Origin of the sequence: Leptospira borgpetersenii serovar Javanica, assembly GCF_003046425.1 — a bacterium.
Lineage (GTDB): Bacteria > Spirochaetota > Leptospiria > Leptospirales > Leptospiraceae > Leptospira > Leptospira borgpetersenii.
On sequence record NZ_QAJG01000008.1, the window covers coordinates 54658 to 72500 of the forward strand.

16 protein-coding genes and 4 pseudogenes (1 of these 20 running past the window's edge) are annotated in these 17843 nt (G+C 39.2%); 13 read left to right on the forward strand and 7 right to left on the reverse strand.

Annotated elements, in window-relative coordinates:
* Positions 1 to 61 precede the first annotated feature (61 nt).
* The 10 genes and pseudogenes from CLV95_RS20065 to CLV95_RS08180 all read left to right on the forward strand — a co-directional run.
* A pseudogene (locus CLV95_RS20065) lies at positions 62 to 248 on the forward strand (hypothetical protein).
* Positions 193 to 1116: an LIC_13346 family putative lipoprotein gene (locus tag CLV95_RS08140; RefSeq protein WP_016749293.1), complete on the forward strand. Its 924-nt coding sequence runs from the start codon at positions 193 to 195 to the stop codon at positions 1114 to 1116. Before CLV95_RS20065 ends, CLV95_RS08140 begins: the two are co-directional and overlap by 56 nt.
* The gene (gltX, locus tag CLV95_RS08145; protein WP_002723357.1) at positions 1113 to 2678 is read left to right on the forward strand and encodes a glutamate--tRNA ligase; all 1566 of its coding nucleotides are present in this window, start codon (positions 1113 to 1115) and stop codon (positions 2676 to 2678) included. Before CLV95_RS08140 ends, gltX begins: the two co-directional genes overlap by 4 nt.
* A gap of 68 nt (positions 2679 to 2746) precedes the next feature.
* On the forward strand, positions 2747 to 3334 hold the full coding sequence (locus CLV95_RS08150) for an ATP-binding protein (protein WP_002723443.1): 588 nt from the start codon (positions 2747 to 2749) through the stop codon (positions 3332 to 3334).
* Between the two features lie 3 nt (positions 3335 to 3337).
* Positions 3338 to 4174 carry a DUF455 family protein gene (locus CLV95_RS08155; protein ID WP_016762622.1) on the forward strand — a complete coding sequence of 279 codons (837 nt, stop codon included), beginning with the start codon at positions 3338 to 3340 and terminating at the stop codon, positions 4172 to 4174.
* Positions 4175 to 4231: 57 nt separating this feature from the next.
* A complete protein-coding gene (locus CLV95_RS08160; protein ID WP_002723466.1) occupies positions 4232 to 5470 on the forward strand; it encodes an LIC13341 family surface-exposed protein in 1239 nt (412 codons plus the stop codon).
* Positions 5467 to 6118, forward strand: a pseudogene (locus CLV95_RS08165) (FFLEELY motif protein). The gene CLV95_RS08160 and the pseudogene CLV95_RS08165 overlap by 4 nt, the downstream one beginning before the upstream one ends.
* A complete protein-coding gene (locus tag CLV95_RS08170; protein WP_002734932.1) occupies positions 6115 to 6843 on the forward strand; it encodes an OmpA/MotB family protein in 729 nt (242 codons plus the stop codon). Before CLV95_RS08165 ends, CLV95_RS08170 begins: the two are co-directional and overlap by 4 nt.
* 11 nt (positions 6844 to 6854) lie before the next feature.
* On the forward strand, positions 6855 to 7307 hold the full coding sequence (locus tag CLV95_RS08175) for an LA_2478/LA_2722/LA_4182 family protein (protein WP_016762623.1): 453 nt from the start codon (positions 6855 to 6857) through the stop codon (positions 7305 to 7307).
* Positions 7308 to 7319: 12 nt separating this feature from the next.
* A pseudogene (locus CLV95_RS08180) lies at positions 7320 to 7508 on the forward strand (IS3 family transposase); the annotation flags it as partial.
* 327 nt (positions 7509 to 7835) lie between these two features.
* On the opposite strand, the gene CLV95_RS08185 reads toward CLV95_RS08180, so the two are convergent.
* The 4 genes from CLV95_RS08185 to CLV95_RS08205 all read right to left on the reverse strand — a co-directional run bounded on the left by CLV95_RS08185 (position 7836) and on the right by CLV95_RS08205 (position 11820).
* Positions 7836 to 9035 (reverse strand): pyridoxal phosphate-dependent aminotransferase, encoded by a 1200-nt coding sequence (locus CLV95_RS08185; RefSeq protein ID WP_002734899.1) that lies wholly within the window; start codon positions 9033 to 9035, stop codon positions 7836 to 7838.
* Positions 9032 to 9271, reverse strand: a complete 240-nt coding sequence (locus tag CLV95_RS08190) for a DUF2905 domain-containing protein (RefSeq protein WP_002723408.1) — start codon at positions 9269 to 9271, stop codon at positions 9032 to 9034. The genes CLV95_RS08185 and CLV95_RS08190 overlap by 4 nt, the downstream gene beginning before the upstream one ends.
* Before the next feature lie 432 nt (positions 9272 to 9703).
* Positions 9704 to 11254 carry an FAD-dependent oxidoreductase gene (locus tag CLV95_RS08200; protein ID WP_002735040.1) on the reverse strand — a complete coding sequence of 517 codons (1551 nt, stop codon included), beginning with the start codon at positions 11252 to 11254 and terminating at the stop codon, positions 9704 to 9706.
* On the reverse strand, positions 11251 to 11820 hold the full coding sequence (locus CLV95_RS08205; protein WP_002723336.1) for a hypothetical protein: 570 nt from the start codon (positions 11818 to 11820) through the stop codon (positions 11251 to 11253). Before CLV95_RS08205 ends, CLV95_RS08200 begins: the two co-directional genes overlap by 4 nt.
* Positions 11821 to 11906: 86 nt before the next feature.
* Between CLV95_RS08205 and CLV95_RS08210 the strand changes: the two genes are divergently transcribed.
* From CLV95_RS08210 to CLV95_RS08220, 3 genes are all read left to right on the forward strand, one after another.
* Positions 11907 to 12140, forward strand: coding sequence for a ferredoxin (locus CLV95_RS08210; RefSeq protein ID WP_002740520.1), 234 nt, complete (start codon positions 11907 to 11909; stop codon positions 12138 to 12140).
* Positions 12141 to 12452: 312 nt separating this feature from the next.
* Entirely contained in the window at positions 12453 to 13985 is a 1533-nt protein-coding gene (locus CLV95_RS08215; RefSeq protein ID WP_002723351.1) for a sensor histidine kinase, read from the forward strand.
* Between the two features lie 7 nt (positions 13986 to 13992).
* A complete protein-coding gene (locus tag CLV95_RS08220; RefSeq protein ID WP_002723415.1) occupies positions 13993 to 14382 on the forward strand; it encodes a response regulator in 390 nt (129 codons plus the stop codon).
* Between the two features lie 298 nt (positions 14383 to 14680).
* Here CLV95_RS08220 and CLV95_RS08225 read toward each other — a convergent pair.
* The 3 genes and pseudogenes from CLV95_RS08225 to cyoE all read right to left on the reverse strand — a co-directional run.
* A pseudogene (locus CLV95_RS08225) lies at positions 14681 to 15112 on the reverse strand (hypothetical protein); the annotation flags it as partial.
* A gap of 213 nt (positions 15113 to 15325) precedes the next feature.
* Positions 15326 to 16792, reverse strand: a complete 1467-nt coding sequence (locus tag CLV95_RS08230) for an NADP-dependent isocitrate dehydrogenase (protein ID WP_002723394.1) — start codon at positions 16790 to 16792, stop codon at positions 15326 to 15328.
* A gap of 292 nt (positions 16793 to 17084) precedes the next feature.
* Positions 17085 to 17843, reverse strand: the 3' portion of a protein-coding gene (gene cyoE / locus CLV95_RS08235; RefSeq protein ID WP_002735047.1) for a heme o synthase. Its footprint extends 111 nt past the window's final position; the window shows 759 of its 870 coding nt (coding positions 112–870); its start codon lies off the right edge, out of view; its stop codon occupies positions 17085 to 17087.

Genomic DNA, 17843 nt, shown 5'->3' on the forward strand with positions numbered 1-17843 from the left:
GTTTTGGCCAACGAAATTCTAGAAGACTATCCTGTCAACTGCAAAAAAATGACCGGATTTAATTACAGTATTTTCGAAGCGAATATTTGAACAATTCGCTTTTGCATTACCAGACCCTTGATTTTTGTAAAGAAAGTTTTACTTTTGAGTTTTTCCTTGCAGATTTTTTAAAAAATCAAGATTTACAATACAATGAAAACCGTATTCAGGATTTTGCAGCCAATTCCGGTTCGATTCGGGATTTTTAACATCCATATTCTTATCATACATGTTTCTTTCTTTTTGTTTCAATGCGGAAATATCCAGGAAATTTTACGGAGGGATTCAAAACCTCTTTTCGAAAATTACGCGTCACAAATTTTCTTTACGGTCTCTCCATTTGTTTCGTTATACTACGAACCGTCCAGTTTTCAAGCTCGTTACGTCATTTTGAGATCTCAACTCGGAAAGAACGAGATGATTCAAGGAAATCTAAAATATCTGGAATTATCCCGAAAGAGTGAACAATCGGGAAAAATTCTCTTAGAAGTCTCGGAATGGAGAGGGACAACGACGCGAGATTCAAACGATAATCGGAAAATCGAATTTTCCCCCGTCTCTGTAATCAAACGTCTTGAAACTTCTTCAATGTCCGAAAGTCCCATTTTGGAACCAAGAAAGGAAATTCTCAATGGTGTAAAAAAAGAATTTGTAATCAGCGACGAAGGAAAACTGAGAGAAGCCGAAGAAATTAGAATTGTTCCCGGAATTGGAACGCTGAAATGGAAACATAGCCCAAGAGGAATCCTTTTTAAGGTTATGCAGACCGAATTTATTTCCGCAAATGGAACCGTAACTTCTTCCGGAAATTACGACTACGATTCGCTCGAGTATCCTCCGGCGATCAAACTGACCGGGATGATTCCAATTCTTCCACTTCGAAAAACGGAAGTTTCTACGGAATATTACTGTTTGGATTTTCCTTCCGAAATCGACTTGATGACTTTTAGAGAGAATGAAGTCAAAAAATCCGTTTCATTTTACGACCTGACCGTAAATAAACCATTTACCACAACGGCTAATTTCAAAAATTATCCTATCATAAAAATTTCTAACGAGAAAAACCAATTCCCATGAATCAAAATAGAGAAGTTCGTACCCGGTTTGCACCGTCTCCTAGCGGATTTTTACACGTAGGCGGAGCGAGAACCGCCCTTTTCAATTATTTATACGCAAAATCCCAAGGTGGTAAATTCATCTTAAGAATCGAAGACACGGATCAAAACAGATCCACCGAAGATTCTTTCAAAATTATATTAGAATCTTTGAAATGGTTGGGAGTCCGTTGGGACGAGGGTCCGGAGATAGGAGGAGAATACGGTCCTTATATTCAGAGCCAACGTCTCGACATATACAAAGAATATACGGAAAAACTTCTGAAAGAAAAAAAGGCCTATCGTTGTTTTTGTACACAAGAAGAATTGGAGGCAAAAAAGAAACAAGCTGAGGCAATGGGAGTTCCTTACGTCTACGACGGACTACACGCAAACATGTCCGACGAGGAAGTGGAGGAAAAACTCAAACAAAAAATTCCGTATTCGATTCGATTCAAAACCCCTTCTAAAACTCTCATCGTTGACGACGTCATTCAAGGAAAAGTAAAATTTGAAACCAAGTTAATCGGAGATTTTATCATCGTTAAGTCGGACGGATTTCCTTCCTACAACTATGCGGTCGTAGTTGACGACGCTCTCATGAAGATTACTCATGTGATTCGTGGGGTGGGCCACCTTTCCAACACTCCTAGACAAATCTTATTGTACGAAGCTTTAGGTTATGAAATTCCCGAGTTTGCACATGCATCCGAAATTGTAGGAATGGACGGAAAAAAACTTTCCAAAAGAGCAGGTGCGACTTCGATTCTCGCGTTTAGAGATTTAGGATATCTTCCGGAAACATTTCGAAATTACATGGCTCTTCTCGGATGGACTTCCTCCGACGGAAGGGAATTTCTTCCTGAAGGCGAACTCGAAAAAATTTTCGATGTACATCGCTGTTCCAAATCCCCTTCCACATTTGATGTATTCAAAAAACCGAAAGGTGGAGAAGACGAAGTCGTAACGAACTTTTCGGACTTAACTCAAATTGCGGAAGCAATGAACCCGAAATCGAAACTCAATTGGTTATCGAATCGAACGATCAGGGATTTGAAAATTTCCAAAGTATTAGAAAGTCTATTACCGTTCTTGAAAGATAGAAAGGATATTCCTGAGGAGGTGAAAAATATAAATAGCCCCGCGCTTACTTCTATAATCGAATCTATAAGAGTATATCTGGACAACCTGGCTCAGGCCCCGGATTACATTGCGGAATTCTTTGTAACGGACCTCAAAATCCAATCGCAGGAAGCGACCGGGTTTATGAAAGACGGGGACGGTCCGAAAGTAGTAAAGGAATTCTACGGAATACTGAAGAATTCCGATCCGAAGACCGATGAGAATTATAAGGACCTAATGTCCAAAGTCGGAGAAGTTACCGGGCAAAAAGGAAAAACTCTCTATATGCCGATCCGGGTGGCGACTACCGGAAAATCGGTCGGGTTGGAGCTACCGATTTTATTTCCTCTTTTAGGGAAAGAAAAGCTCCTCCAGAGAATTGAAAAAACCGCCAAAGAAGCGGGAATTCCGTTGTCGACTTGAAAATCCGATATTTCGTTCAAATTGCCCACTTTTAAGTTGTTAATCGTCGGGACGTAACGGAAACAGAGATGAAGGATTCCAAAAAATTATTGCTAGTAAAACATAATGAAGGTTCTTACGTTATGTTTCTTCCAACCGATTTAACTAGTATCAGAGAACTTCGATCGGCTTTGAAAAATTCCCTTTTAGAAAATTCTTTTTCAAATAAAGCCGTCATTGATATCGAGTTGGCAGCGGACGAAGCGCTTACAAATTCGATTTCGGCTAATGTCATATCGGGTTCTAGCGAAATGATCATCTGCCGTTGGAAGATCAAGGATCATAAATTCACGATGTGGATCATGGATTATGGTTTCGGGCTCAGATCCCCAAAACCGGAATCCTTTCCTGTAGATATTCGGGTAACCAACCTTGATGAATATTTAAATCGCGTCAAACAACACCAGGAAAAAAAATGCGAAACCCTTCCTCTGAAGGGAGTTCGAATCCCGCACCGAAATGTGGGAAGAGGACTTCAGATCATTCAGTCGTTGATGGATACTTTCAAAATCACATATCATTGTGGAGGGGGACGAATTTCGTCCGACCCTGATGAGAGAAATATTCAAGGATCCATTATCGAACTCGGTTTCGATTCTTCCAAACATCTTGTATAAAACATGACTTTAAATGAGTTCGCGAGGAATGTGCTTTTCGGCTCCAGCCTCGAAGATAAGTTGTTTTCACCCTCGCTTCCACTGATCGATACTCGTTCTTTCAATTTTTTGAATGTACCTTCCTTGCCAGCTCGGGAAAAAAAAATTCGAATTTCCGAACAAAAGAGTAAAATTCCAAGACTGGAACAATTATTCAAGGAAGAGAATCGTTTTATTACTCTGCATCATTTCGCGAATCATGAATTGATGGCGATCGAACTTTTTGCCTGGGCCATTCTTAAGTTTCAAAATGTGGCGTCTTCCGTCCGATTCGGTTTATATAGAACTCTTTTGGAAGAGCAGACTCATCTAAGAATGTATCTTTTCGAAATGAAAAAAGGTGGAATGGAACTGGGAGATCGGCCTCTTAATTCCATTTTTTGGAAACAGGTTCCGAGAATGCAAACTCTCGAAAAGTTTTACGCGATCATGGCAATCTCTTTTGAAGGGGCTAATCTTGATTTTTCAAAGATTTACACAATGGCTTTTGAACATTTTGGAGATTTGGAAAAAGCCGATATTATGAAAAAAGTTTATGAAGACGAAATCAAACACGTCCGTCGCGGTTATCGCTATGTCAAAAAACGGATGCCCGATTCTAAAAGCGAATGGGACTATTACCTTTCTTTGATTGAGTTTCCGTTCACTCCGAGAAGGGCCAAAGGATATCATTACTTTCCGGAAACGAGAATTCAGGCCGGGTTTTCGGAAGAATTTGCGGCGAAACTGGGAAGATACGAAGACGAATATACCGGAAAAGTAAATTCTCGAATTTTAAAAGAGGTTTTGGGTATGAGTTAAAGAATACAGGAAAATCATAGACAGGCTTTTTTTATTTTTCAATTTTGTTACCGAACCATGAACACATTCTCATTTCGTTTTAGAAGGATCTTTTCCGTTTCGTTTACGGCCCACATTAAAACTCAAATTTTCTATTCCAAAGCGGTCTTACAGCAGAGGCCTGCTTATTCTTGCCGGTTTCCGTTCGTTTTAGGCCGGATTTTGTTCATCATTTTTTTATCTGTCGGTTGTTCTTCTAAAATGCCTTCCGATTCTAGGGTCGTCGAACTTCTGTTTTCATCTGCCAACCAAAAGAATCCTGATGTACTGTTGAAAAAAGTGGGGAATCTGGACGAGGATCAGGAGCTAGAATCTTTCTCGTTGGTTCGCAACGGAACGGAAGAGGTTCTAGGGATTTTCAAAAAAAAAGAAGGGGAATGGTTTTTACTCGGGAAATTCTCCTTTTCCCTACTGAATATCGGCCCACTTCACTACGACCCTTCTAAGTTTTCCTGGCTTCCTTCCGATTCCGGGAAAAAGGAAGTAGGCTTCGTAGTTAAGAGAATTTTAATGGAAGAACTTCCCGGAGACGGATTTAATTCTCTTTTTTTGGAAGTGTTAAGTGAGGAGCCTCCTCTCGGACTTTTTTCGGTACCCTATGCAATTCGTAAGGGCCAAAAGATTTTGGATGGTCTTTTGTCTCTGAAAGATCATGAATTTTTAATAAAATCCAAACGAGTCGATTTCGATTATAATAAAACCGAAAAAAACATCACGATTTTTCCTTCCAACCGCAGTTATGCTCAGAATTTTATCTTTAACGGTTGGGAAATGGTTCCGGATATACCGCGAATTGCGGTGCCTTCTCTTTTTTCTTTAGAGGCTCCGAAAGAATGGAAAAAGGGAATTCCGGGAGAAGTAACTCTCTGGTTTAAAAATCGGGGTTCTTATGCAGGTGTGACGTATCTTTCGCTTTCATTTCCCGAGGGTGGAAAAGTGACTATAGATACGACAAAGGAAGGACAAAGAATTTATTCTCCCGGTTCAAGCGTATTTTCTGCAGCGGGTAAATACATCAGTTCTGTAGTTCCTCTTATTGAAATCACCAAGGAAGGTTGGGGAAGAAATCATAAATACGGAATTCGATTTTCTTTAACTCCGGATAAGGATGGTACTCCGAGCATTCTATTCCGTTCTTCAACACGAATAGGAAAAGAGGTCGTCAATCTTCCGAATCAATTCGGATCAATTCAAAAACAAACCGACCAACAAGGTTTCGTTTCTTACAAATTGGATTTGGTTTCTAAAAAAGAATGAGCGATCTCGCAATTAAAAAGTTAAAAGCGGCAAGAGCGGAAGTTGTTCGAGCACAAGTGGAACGATTTCGGGTTTTTTACGCGAGCTATTTTCATCTGGAAGAAACAATTCCAATGGTCGAATATTTCTTCGAAAAGATCTATAACTTAGAAGGAAGAGAAGTCTGGCTTCATCTTGCAATGGATACATACCAAAAAGTAAAAGGTATGATGAAAGAAACTTCTCGCGAGAATATCGAATATCTAATCGAACTCAACAAATCTTACGGAAGAGCTGGATACTATCTTTGCCAAACATCTAGTGGATTCGGGCTGGGACGGCAAACGTTTGAGCAGGGAAGAATACGATCTTCACTACGGCCAGATGGGGCACTATAAGGAACGAATAAGACAGTTGGAAATCGTTTTACGAAACTTAAAAGTTTTTTATGAATTGGCTCATAGGCCGATTAGCGCTTATTTAATAAAACCTGCTCGATTTATGGCTTCTCTTTTCGGAGTGTCCGCCTTATTTCAAAGTGTAGAAGAAGCATATAATGCGACTCTTCCAGTTTCCGCAAACATATTCAATTCTTTTTATGAAGAGGTGAAAAAGAGAGAAACGGAATATATTCATACTTTACTGGGAGAAAATCGAAAAGAAGCATGAGTCGACTTCGCAGGCAACTTCTGGAAAGAGCGCACCGCAAAGGGGAATCTCACGAGAACCGAGAGCGTTGGCTTTTGACTTATGCGGATATGATTACTCTTCTTTTGGGTTTATTCATCATTATGTATTCAATTTCTCAAGTCGATCAGGCAAAGCTCAAACAAGTCGCCGATGTGATTCGGGGCGGTTTCGGTTTGGGGGAATCTTTCTTTCAAGGACGTGCGATTACAATCGAGGACGATCCTATGCTTCAACCTAAAACTCAGCTTTATCGTTTTTGGGAAAGAATCAGTTACACTTTAAAAAGACTTAAAGAAAAAGCCAAACTCAATATTGGAATCCAAGAAACCGAAGAGATCAAAATTGTACTATTCGGTTCCTCTTTGGGAGAAGGTCGATTCCAACCGGACGAAGAGATGGTTTTTGCATTTCAGAAAATATCCGAATTGTCTTCCGCGATGGACGTGGATATCATTCTTAAAGTTCAAATTCCTTACGGAGATGAAGCCGCCCAAAAAGGTTTTAGAAACGTCTGGGAATATAACGCATATCGTGCAGAATTGATCGCGGATTCGTTGTCTCAAAATTATAAGATTCCCAAGGAAAAAATTTCCATTGAAGCTTCCAGCTCATATAAACCGGTGCAATTTTCCGCGGCAACTCCGGAAGGAAAAGCGTCCGGGGAAAGAATGGAAATTTTTATCCGTAAAAAGTCAGAGCACTGAATAGAGAAATTATGAAACGGAATGTATTGCTATTTACAATTTATATTTTTGGAATATTCTTTTTTTTGAATTTATTTTTCTGTAAAAAAAACAACCTACCGCTTGGAATTAAGGATGAGAAATGGAGAGAGGAATCTTCCGAACTTGTCTCTGCGTATTGTCAAAAACTTGCAAGTTGTACAAAGGGAGTCAAAGATTCTAGTTCTTCTACAGAACTGCCAGATTTGAAACATTCTTCACAAGAGTTGATTCAAGAAAGGTTGAAACCCGCAAATTGCGCCGAAAAATTTCGGAATTCGAACGCGTACTTATTGGCAAACGAAAATCCGGAAACGATCAAAAAAGTAGTCAGAGGTTGTTTCCAAACGGTGATCGGCGAAAATTGTGAAAAAGTTCGAAGAGGAGTTTTAAAACTCTCCGAGGATTGTGTTCGACTCCAGGTTATCCAATTCAAACAGGATTAAAATCGAATCTATTGGGATAACGCGATCGCCGAGTCCTTCTTTGGCTCTCTGAAAAGAGAAATGGAATATAATTACTTTTATAAAATTCAAAAAACGGAAGAAATATTTTTTGATCAGATAGATATATATTATAATAGACAGAGATCTCATTCGTCATTAGGTTTTGTGAGTCCTGTTGAATTTGAAGAAAATGCTGCGTAAAAAGTGTCCAATTAAACGTAACTAACGTGAGTTCGATATAATGTTCTGTCCCAAAACTGGGACAGAACATTGCAGCTTGATCTTTCTGACAAAGTAAACTGGGTTTTTGGACCGCGCTTTAACTCAATGTTGCTGCCTAAACTCAGTGAAACGGCTTCCTAATGGGCGCCGTTTCAGGTCGAAACATATAATCGCTTTCGCATTTGTTAAGCCGAACTCACGTTAAAATATCAAAGAGTCATGATCCGTGGGAACTCCTACATTCAGGGGACGGAAGACAGTGTCGCGGCAATGCCGCTCCCACAGAAGACAGTTTTTGGACAAGTTCTAAAGTGGAATCGAAACTTTCGACAGAATTTCTTTTAAGCCTGTCTCGAACGATTCCGTTTCCGTCAAAAGGCTCAGGACGATTCTTCCCAGGTTCTTTTCGTTCGGAAAACCGAACATTTCTCCAGGATGAACATATACTTTTTTTTCCTTTAATAAACGAAGTGAGAATTCCTCTTCCGGAAAAAATTTTTCGCTTTCTAAAACGCAGTACCAACCTGCATTCGGAAAGTCGCATCGAACTACTTTAGAAATATTCACGTCGTTCAAGATTCGTTTTAAAAAGGAAAGATTTCTTTGAATCCGTTTGGTAATTTGAGATTGAATTAAATTCTTCCATTGCAATAGATCAGAAAGTACGTTTTGAACGGGAGTGTTCACGGAAAGATAGGTATCGGATATGAGTTCTAAATATTCCTTTGCTTTTTGTTTCCAAAACTTCGGTCCGCTGAGTAAAATCCAAGATAGTTTCATTCCCGGAAGCCCCAGAATTTTAGACAATCCATTTACGGTGATCACCGGTATATCCGAATCCGTCAAAGTCTTATGGAGATCTTTCCCGTAAACGTAGTCCGAAAAAACTTCGTCTATAACCAATGGTATATTATAATTTTTTAAAGTATTTTTTAAGGAATAAAAATCGGATTCGTTTAATACGGAGCCCGTGGGATTGTTGGGACTTACGATTAAAATTAATCTGCATTTTGATAAGTCTTTTGGATTAAAATCGGATTCTTTTAATTTCCAACCGTTACTTTTTTTTGTGAAATAGGAGACGGTTTGTAAGCCCTCCATTATGGAAAGAAATTCGAACAAAGGATAACCGGGAGCAGGAATCAAAATCGAATCGCCGGGATCACAAAATAACTTAAACAGATGCGAATATGCTTCCGATGAGGAGGAAGTCAAAAACAAATCGTCTGGATCGACTTTCACTCCTTTCGATTGGTAATATTCTTGAATTTTTTTTCGAGTTTCTAGGTTTCCTCGAGGATCGGGGTGATAAGTGATCAGATCGGTGTTTCCAAAACTGTGTCGAATCGCTTCCACCGGATATTGAAAACCGACTTGAGTCGGGTTGGAGACTGTCAGATCCGAATAAAAAATTTGGTTCTTCTTATACTCGGATAAAATTGCGACGAATTCGTTTTCTCCTTCTTGAAACGAAAAACGGGAACTAAAAAGAAAAGGTTCTTTCACGGAGAACCGCTTTTGAATTTTTGAATCAAAAAAAGAACCAGGGAGATTAAGATGCTTACTAATATCGAAGTAGCCAAAGGGAAATACAATCGAAAGTTTTCCTTTTCGATACGGATATCACCTGGCAATTTTCCTAAATAGTTTAAAAAAGGAATTTTATTTCCGTAAAGAATCAAGAGGCCGATGCACAAAAACAAAAAACCTAAAATTAAAAACGGTTTGGCAAAATTTTCCATCAATGGTTTTGATTTTAATTTTTAGATTTTCAAAGTCAAGAAGCAATTTTATTCATTCAAAATATATGCAAATTCATTGATATGATTGGTTGTTTGCCGTAAAACGAAGTCAGTACGGTTAGAATGAAATTTTTAGAACGTGGAAAATCGCGCAATTTCGGTGTATCAAACAATATTTTAAGACGAAGTGATTCAATTTTTAACTTACGAGGTCGATTATTGCTTTTGTGGTCGTCATGGATTCGGAGAATGTTCTCCAGAAATAATAAGATCCCGTCGAGCGCCAATAGAAGCGAGACGTTGAGTTTCCCGAGCGCCAATAGAAGCGAGACGTTTTAGTACCGGCTTGATCTTTCTGATAAAGCAGAAAACTAAAGTGCCGCTCTCTAAAGATCGCTTCCGCAGGTTTGGGGACGCGCTGTAAGTATATTTTTAATCTTCGAGGATGAATTTAGCTGCTTGTTTACTGAATGCCATAATTGTATAACTAGGATCCACGGAAACTCCGGTTGGAAATACGCTGGAATCGGAAACATATAGATTTTTTAATCCGTGAACTCTATGTTTCCAATTTACGACGGATCTGGAAGGGTCCTGTCCCATTCTACATCCTCCTGCTGGATGTGGGGCGGCCATCATCATCGAAGCAGGACGGAGTTCAAGTCGATCAATCTTATCTATTTCTTTCTCGGAAAAAATTTTCGTTCTTTTGAGATCGGGTAAAAGAATCCACTTGGCCCCTGCCTTAAAGTTCAATAGAACTTGCTTGCGGATGCAGTCTTTTAAGACTTCCTTCGTTAATTTTCCGAAGTGATACGTAACCGCACGTTTACCGGAGGAATTTACCGAAATATTTCCAAGCTCCGAAGGAACATCGTCGATCCATCCGATCGTACCACCCACATGATTCAGTTGTTTCATGATTTCTCTGTGTTCAAAACCGAACCCTGGAATTAGAGCGGACAGGCTTCCGGGTTGAAGTTGATTGGCCATGATTAAAAAGCCGCCTTCGATATAACTTCCGTTTTCTTTAAAACGGGCTAAACGAAATTCTTCCACGCCGAATGCGGAAGGAATATTTCTCCACTGAACGATTGGTTCTTCATAAAGCGCATGAACGAAAGGAGACGGATTGATCGCAAGATATTCCCCGAGAGCGGGAAGTTTTTTCTTCCATCCGTTTCTAAGTAGGAATGTGGAACTTCCGAATCCACCCGCCGCAATCGCAAAAACGGATGCTTCGAATCTTAACGTAATTCCGGATTTTTTTCCGGAAGGTCGATCAATCATGACCGCTTCTAAAAATTCCACTTTGTCACCTTTGAGTTCCAAACGAGTCGCCTTACAGTCCGCGTAGATGTCGGTTCCTAAAGCCATCGCCTTAGGAATATGGGTCACTAACTGACTTTGTTTGGCTCCATACATACAACCTTGCATGCAGTGACCGGATTTTTGGCAATTCTTTCTGGCTTGTGGAACCGGGTTGCCTTCCCAGCCGAGAGACTTACAGGCTTTTCTCACAAGCTGATTCATTTTATTATGATATTCTTCTTTAGCAGGATGAACGTTTAAAACCTCGTCCAATTCTTTCCAATGAGAACTTAAATCTTCGGAAGAATGACCGTAAATTCCGTATTCTTTTTTCCAAAGATCGAGCCTGTCTTCCGGAGTTCTATAACTATCAGCCCAATAATGAACCGAAGCTCCGCCTACGTTTTTTCCATAGACAAGGTTGACTGTTCCGCTAACGTCCGTAGCCATATTCCTTTCCGCGGAAATTTTTCCGGCCATGTTGAGTTCACGGTTGTCGAAAGTTCCCGTATGATAGTAACCACCTTCTTCTATAAGAATTACTTTCTTACCGTTTTTGGAAAGTTCGTAAGCGAGTGTAGAACCGCCGCACCCGGTTCCTACGATAACTACATCCGCCTTTACGGTTCTGGAATCTCCCAAATTTTTCCACTCGTAAACGCGACCACTCATGACTCCCCCAAGATTTTTTTATAATAGATTCTGGATTCGCTTAATCTTTCGGGAGGATTTCCAAAAGGTCCGTCATATGAAATCGCTTTGAAGGAAGATTCGTGTCCGTAATAAACCAAGTAAACGGGTAATTTAAGATTTGCTAATGCGGCTCGAATCGTATCGGATTCGGTTGTTTCTTGGGAAAGTAGAAAATTCTTTCGATCCTCTTCGCTTAATCTGGAAAAACGACTCCGATAACCTTTAACCAGAGGAAGATATTCTAAAATGAAAATGAGGGATCTGAAATCATCAGAGATGTTTGGATCCACAAAAAAAAATTCTTCGTCCAATCTGCGGATTACTTCCGCTTTTTCGAGATCGGGAAAGCCCGGTTCTTGGGGTAAAAGGGTTTGAGAGTAAGCTGATAAAAATTCAATTTCGGATACGGAAAAAAATAAGGTTTTGGGTAAGGATTGATTTTTAGAACGACGAAAAAAGAAAGTCCCGACACCAATGCTTAGTAATCCTCCAACGCCGAAGCCGAATAATTTTCGTCTCGATATTTTTTCCGCCCATAAGTTCATAGCTTCGGTGAATATCCCTGAATCGAAACAGATGTCAATTCTGAAAAGTGGTTGACACAACAATCGTTCGATAAACTTTGTCAAGCATGGCTGATAAGAACGACAAAGTCAAACAGAACGCGCCTGGAAAATACTACATCGATAATAGTTGTGTTCCTTGTAATGACTGTTTGGAAGAAGCTCCTATGCTTCTCAAATACACCGACGACGAATCGAAAGTTTATTTCCACAGACAGCCTGCTTCTCCTGAAGAGGAAATTGCGGCAAGAAAAGCGATGGAGATTTGTCCTATTGAAGCTTTGGGAGATGATGGAGAATGAGTTTAAAAATTTGTCGAATTTTATTTTCAGCCCCGGTGGTTAATCCTTAATTTTTTGGAAAGTTTCTAATCTTCACAATTTCTTTCTACTTACCTTCATCCAACAAATTCTTCGACTAAAATCCTTAAAAAAAACTGTCTATTCCTACGGGTTTCTACGAATAAAAGACCAATATAGTAATAGTAGGTCGATTTTGAATTAAAGGCTTGCGATTTGGACGCGAACAAAAACATAAAAATCTATGTTTCAGTTTCGTAATGGATTGTCTTTTCTAAAATAGGACCTATTTTAAGGAAAACCAAAGGTGTCACTTTGAGAGAATTCGATTTTCAGTCGGCTGATTTTTATAAATTTCTAATCGAAAGAAGTCCTGAGTTGATTAGCTTTCACGATCCGGATGGAATCTTTCTCTATGTAAGTCCTTCGGTAACTTCTATTTTAGGTTATCAACCGGAAGAATTAATCGGCAAAAATCCCTATGATTATTTTAGTCCTCTCGATAAGAACAGAATTTTTGAAAGTTCTCATCAACCGATTTTAAAAGGAAGAGAAGTCGAACATGTCGAATATCAGTTTCTCAGAAAAGACGGAAAATACGTTTGGTTGCAGACAATTACTCAATCGATTCGAGATGATCACGAAACCGTAATCGCTCTTTTTAGTACTTCCAGGGAATATTTAGGGCTCAATGCAATTCTTGACGAGACGGAAAAAAAACAGGTTCTCGATGAGATTCGTCTTTCGGAAGAAAAGTTTTTCAATGCGTTTTATTATTCGGGTATCGGTATGGCTCTCGTTTCTTTAGAAGGAAAATGGCTAGAGGTAAATTCAAGCCTTTTGGATATAATCGGCTACTCGAGGGACGAGATTTTAAAACTTACCTTTCAAGATATAACTCATCCGGATGATCTTACCGTCGATTTAAATCTTTTACAAGAGACACTAGAAGGTAAAAGAGATAGTTATAGAATGGAGAAAAGATATTTCCATAAAAACGGAAGTACGATATGGATCTTATTGATAGTGTCTATTGTGAGGGATTCCCAAAAGAAACCTTTATTTTTCATCTCTCAGATTCAAGATATTACCGATCGCAAAAATATGCTTTCTGCTTTAATCGAAAAGAACGAAACCCTGCAAGCATTGAGCAATCACTTAACGGAAAGAAATTCTCAGTTGGAAGAATTCAATCAGATCGTTTCTCACAATCTACGTGCGCCAATTGGGAATATTTTTACGCTTACGACTATGTTGAGTGAGAAATATGGTACAGACAAGGATGAGCTTCTACAATCTTTGGAAATGAGTGTAAAAGATTTGATGACCACATTGAGCGATATCGTGGAAGTGATCAAAATTCGCAGAAATCGGAATGTGAATAAACAACCTATTTTTTTTAAGGATGCTTTTAACAGGATTCAGAATCTTCTCTCCACTGAGATCAAGAAGACGAGTGCAGAAATTCAAACGGATTTTACCGCGGCTCCGGAAATTCTTTATTCAAAGGTATATCTGGAGAGTATATTATTGAATTTATTAAGCAATGCTTTAAAATATTCCGATCCTAATAGAAAGTCGGAGATTTCTCTCGTCTCCTATATAAAAGACAAAAAAATCTTTTTGGTAGTTCGTGATAATGGTTTAGGAATCGATCTCCGAAAATACGGTCACCAAATCTTTAAAATGAATAAAACGTTTCACCGGGAAAAAGAAGGGCAAGGTATCGGGTTATTTATGACAAAAAATCAAATAGAATCTCTGGGGGGTGAAATAACAGTTGAAAGTTCTCCCGGTAAAGGTACATCTTTCCTCATCAATTTCGATAAATACAATGATCTCGAATAGCGGTAATATGAACTTCTGGTTGATTGATGATGATTCCATCTACATTATGATCGCAAGACGTTTTTTGGAAAAAGATGGTAGGATCACGAAGCTACGCGATTTCCAAGATGGTGAATTGGCTCTTCAGGAACTTCAAACATTGAGTTCCAATCGGGAAGCACTCCCTGACGCAATCTTGTTGGATATCAATATGCCTTTTATGGATGGATGGCAATTTCTAGACGAATTCAAAAAAATCCAAGGAGTCTTGGCAAAAAAGATTACCATTTTTATGGTAAGCTCTTCCGTGGATGAAAGAGATATATTGAAAGCGAACTCTTTTCCCGAAGTTAAAGGTTATCTTTCCAAACCTCTCACCCAAGATCATATTCAAAAACTTTATAGCCAACTTGTGTAAGTCAGAGCCCGTCTCAAAACTTTAAAAAAATATCTCTAAACAATTTGGCGAGTTTCTAAAAAACGTGTGAGTTCCACATTTAGAAGACTGATGACAGTAGGCTTTTTTTCGAAAAGTAGTTCGTTTTGCTTTTTTTGTCTCCGCAAACTGTATTCTAAATTCGTGATGTAACATCTCCCCCGTTTCTGTCCTCTGTCTAGAACGAGCGAAGCGAGTTCGTCAGTCTTCCGTCTTCTGAATGAAGACAGTTTTGATACGGGTTCTTCGTCGGAATAATAGCTTTATTCATACGAAGAGTTTTCTTGTATTTTGTAAAAAACCATCCTAAGAAAGCGCCGAGTGGCAAGGTAATCCAACCACAAACGAATAAACTGATCAAAGTACCAAGCGAAACGACAAAAAATCCTATAAAGGGGTTCATGGGAGGCTCTTCTCCGTTCAGGCTTTTAAAATTTAAAATCCAGTATTCTATATTTCCATATATGATTACAAAGTAAAAAGTCAAATGATGCGATATCACTACTATAAGAACGCCTAAAATAATTCCTCTTGTAACATTGTAGTTTTCCTGTTTCTCTACGAAACGGTTCCAGATTGCATAGGATGTTGAGAATGCGGCCAAGGTTGAAAAAATCGGGAATCTTTTGTCATCCCATGATGCGGTGAATGTAATTACAAGACCGACGATGAGTCCGATAATCGAGCAGGCTAGCGCCATTGTTAAACTCATTTTCTTTTTTTAATATTCCTTCAGGATAGAAACGGATGTAGTATGGAAATTTAATTCGAAGTCGATTTTATTTTCCAGTCTTTTTAGTCGTCCCTGAAAAAATAACAAAATACATAGAGTGTAAATAAACTGCTTTCCAAAGGAAAAGAGATCTTCAAGTTCATCTTTTCTCGTTTTAAATTGAATTCTCTATACTTTTTCAGGGACGACTATTCACTCTCCCTGTCCTAAGGAAAAGGCTCTTTTTCCGTTAAAATAATATAGATTTTCCGTTTTGATCGTATCAAAACCGGCTGAGTCCAGTTTTAAGAGAAGTTCCGCAACTTGTTTATGAGAAATCGGATGATACGAAGGATCCTCTTGTTTAATCAGGGCGTTCGTGCTCACGAATCTACATCTCCAATGGTCGATCAAAAAGGTTTCAGGTTGTCCTTCGGGATAAACTTTTACTCCTCGATTGGTAATGATTTTTAACATTAGATCGTTAGAAAGAGATTTAAGTTTGTTTGCAAGTTCGTTCGGGTCGTTGCCGATCCAATCTAGAAAAATATCAACTCCGACCAGTTCTTTCTTTTGAATAATTCTCTTATATTCAGGAATTATAATTTTCTTTGCCTTGCCGAAAGAAACGGGTTTGAATTTTTCTGGAAGATGACCCAGGTTTCCGATTACCGCTTCGGCAAATTCTTTGGTTCCGACTTTGATTCTGCTTACGCCAGGTTTAAAAATATCTCCGGTGTGAATTCCCTCTTCGACCGTTAAGAGCCAAGCGTTGTTGATTTTTGCCGCGATATCGGGTTGCCCTATATGAACAAGCATCATCACTGCGGCGTTGAGTAAGCCGGATGGATTTGCGAGATTTTTCCCTGCAATATCGGGGGCGGAACCGTGAATCGCTTCGAACATAGAAACAATTTCACCGATATTGGAAGATCCAGCCATTCCAACCGACCCCGCAATTTGTGCAACGATATCGGAAATGATGTCTCCGTACAAGTTCAAAGTTACGACCACATCAAAGTTCTGTGGTCTATCCGCAAGATTGGCGGCACCGATGTCGATGATCTGTGAATTTGCTTCGAGTTCGGGATATCCTTGTGCAATTTCCTTAAAGATATCATGAAATAAGCCGTCAGTCTGTTTCATGATATTGTCTTTTACCATTGCTGTTACTTTTTTTCTTCCGTAGGCTCTGGCGTATTCGAAGGCGTAACGAATGATTTTTTCCGAGCCTGGACGGGAAATCAATTTGAGACATTGAACCGTATCGTTGGTTTGTCTATGTTCGATTCCGGTATAAAGGTCTTCTTCGTTTTCACGAATGATGACAATGTCGAGAGAAGGGTGTTTGGTTTCCACATACGGATATAGAGAAAAACAGGGTCTGACGTTGGCAAAAAGTCCCAAAGTGGTTCTTACGGTTACGTTCAAACTTTTGTAACCACCACCTTGAGGAGTAGTAATAGGGGCCTTCAAAAATACTTTAGTTTGTCTGAGAAGGTCCCAAGCTTCGGGTTTAATTCCGGAAGAATGTCCGTCCTTATAAACTCTTTCTCCAATTTCTATTTCGATCGGATCGATTTTTGCTCCGGCCGCATTGAGAATTTTGAGAGTTGCATCCATAATTTCAGGACCGATTCCGTCTCCGTGTGCGATTGCAATTTTAGTTTTTTCGGACATTCTCGTCTCCTAATACTTCTATTAGAACGAGGACGGTAAATAGGTCAATTCTTATCGAATTCTCATCGATAATCACCTATCGTAAAAATTATATGCGGCAGGCGATCATGAATAGAAACGTGAATATCAATCAGTTTACATTAGAGTTGATCGTTTGAGGAGAGTTTTGCTTAGGTTTTCAGCTGTATCCACACTTGATTGTATGTAAAGTTCTAAAATCTATCCACTAACACCTAAAAAGTTCCTACATTCTGAGGTATTGTGATAAGTTTAAAGATTTTGAGAACAGGCTCTAAATCATATGATCGACTACGATTGTTATATTTATTAGAAAAAGATGAAAGATTGAGAAGAGGAAAAATTTTCTCGCTGCCTGACGCTCCGGGTTTTGGATCAATCGATAGGAGAGGATCCCCATCCAGATACAAACGAGTAATACAATAACGAGATATAAGAGGCCCATCGAAGGTTCTAAAAAGTAAAAGCTAACACAAGAAAGAGAATAGAGAATCGTATAAAAGAATATGGATTTTGTCGTTTGGTTAATTCCTTTGACGACGGGCAACATCGGGAAATTCGCGTCGGAATAATCTTCCTTGAGAAAGATTGCCAAGGCCCAAAAGTGTGCCGGAGTCCATAAGAAAATCATTGTGAACAAAATCCATGCTTGAATTGGGAGTGAGTTTCCGATAGCTGCATAGCCGATCAAAGGCCCTACACATCCAGCCACTCCGCCGATAACGATATTCTGGGTAGTTCTAGGTTTTAAAAAAATTGTATAAAGAAAAACGTAGGAAATCAAAGCGGTGAGAGCGCACAAGGCTGTCAAAAGATTTACATAAACGGTCAACATGTAAAAGGATAATCCCATCATAGAAATGCCGACTAACGTTGCCTGTGGAATGCTGATTCTTTCCGAAGGAATGGGACGGTTGGAGGTTCGTTTCATTTTTGCGTCTCGATCCTTTTCGATTACCTGATTGAAAATAAACGAGGCGGAGGACATCAAAAACGTTCCGAATAAAGTAACTGTGATCAGAAATACAGAAGG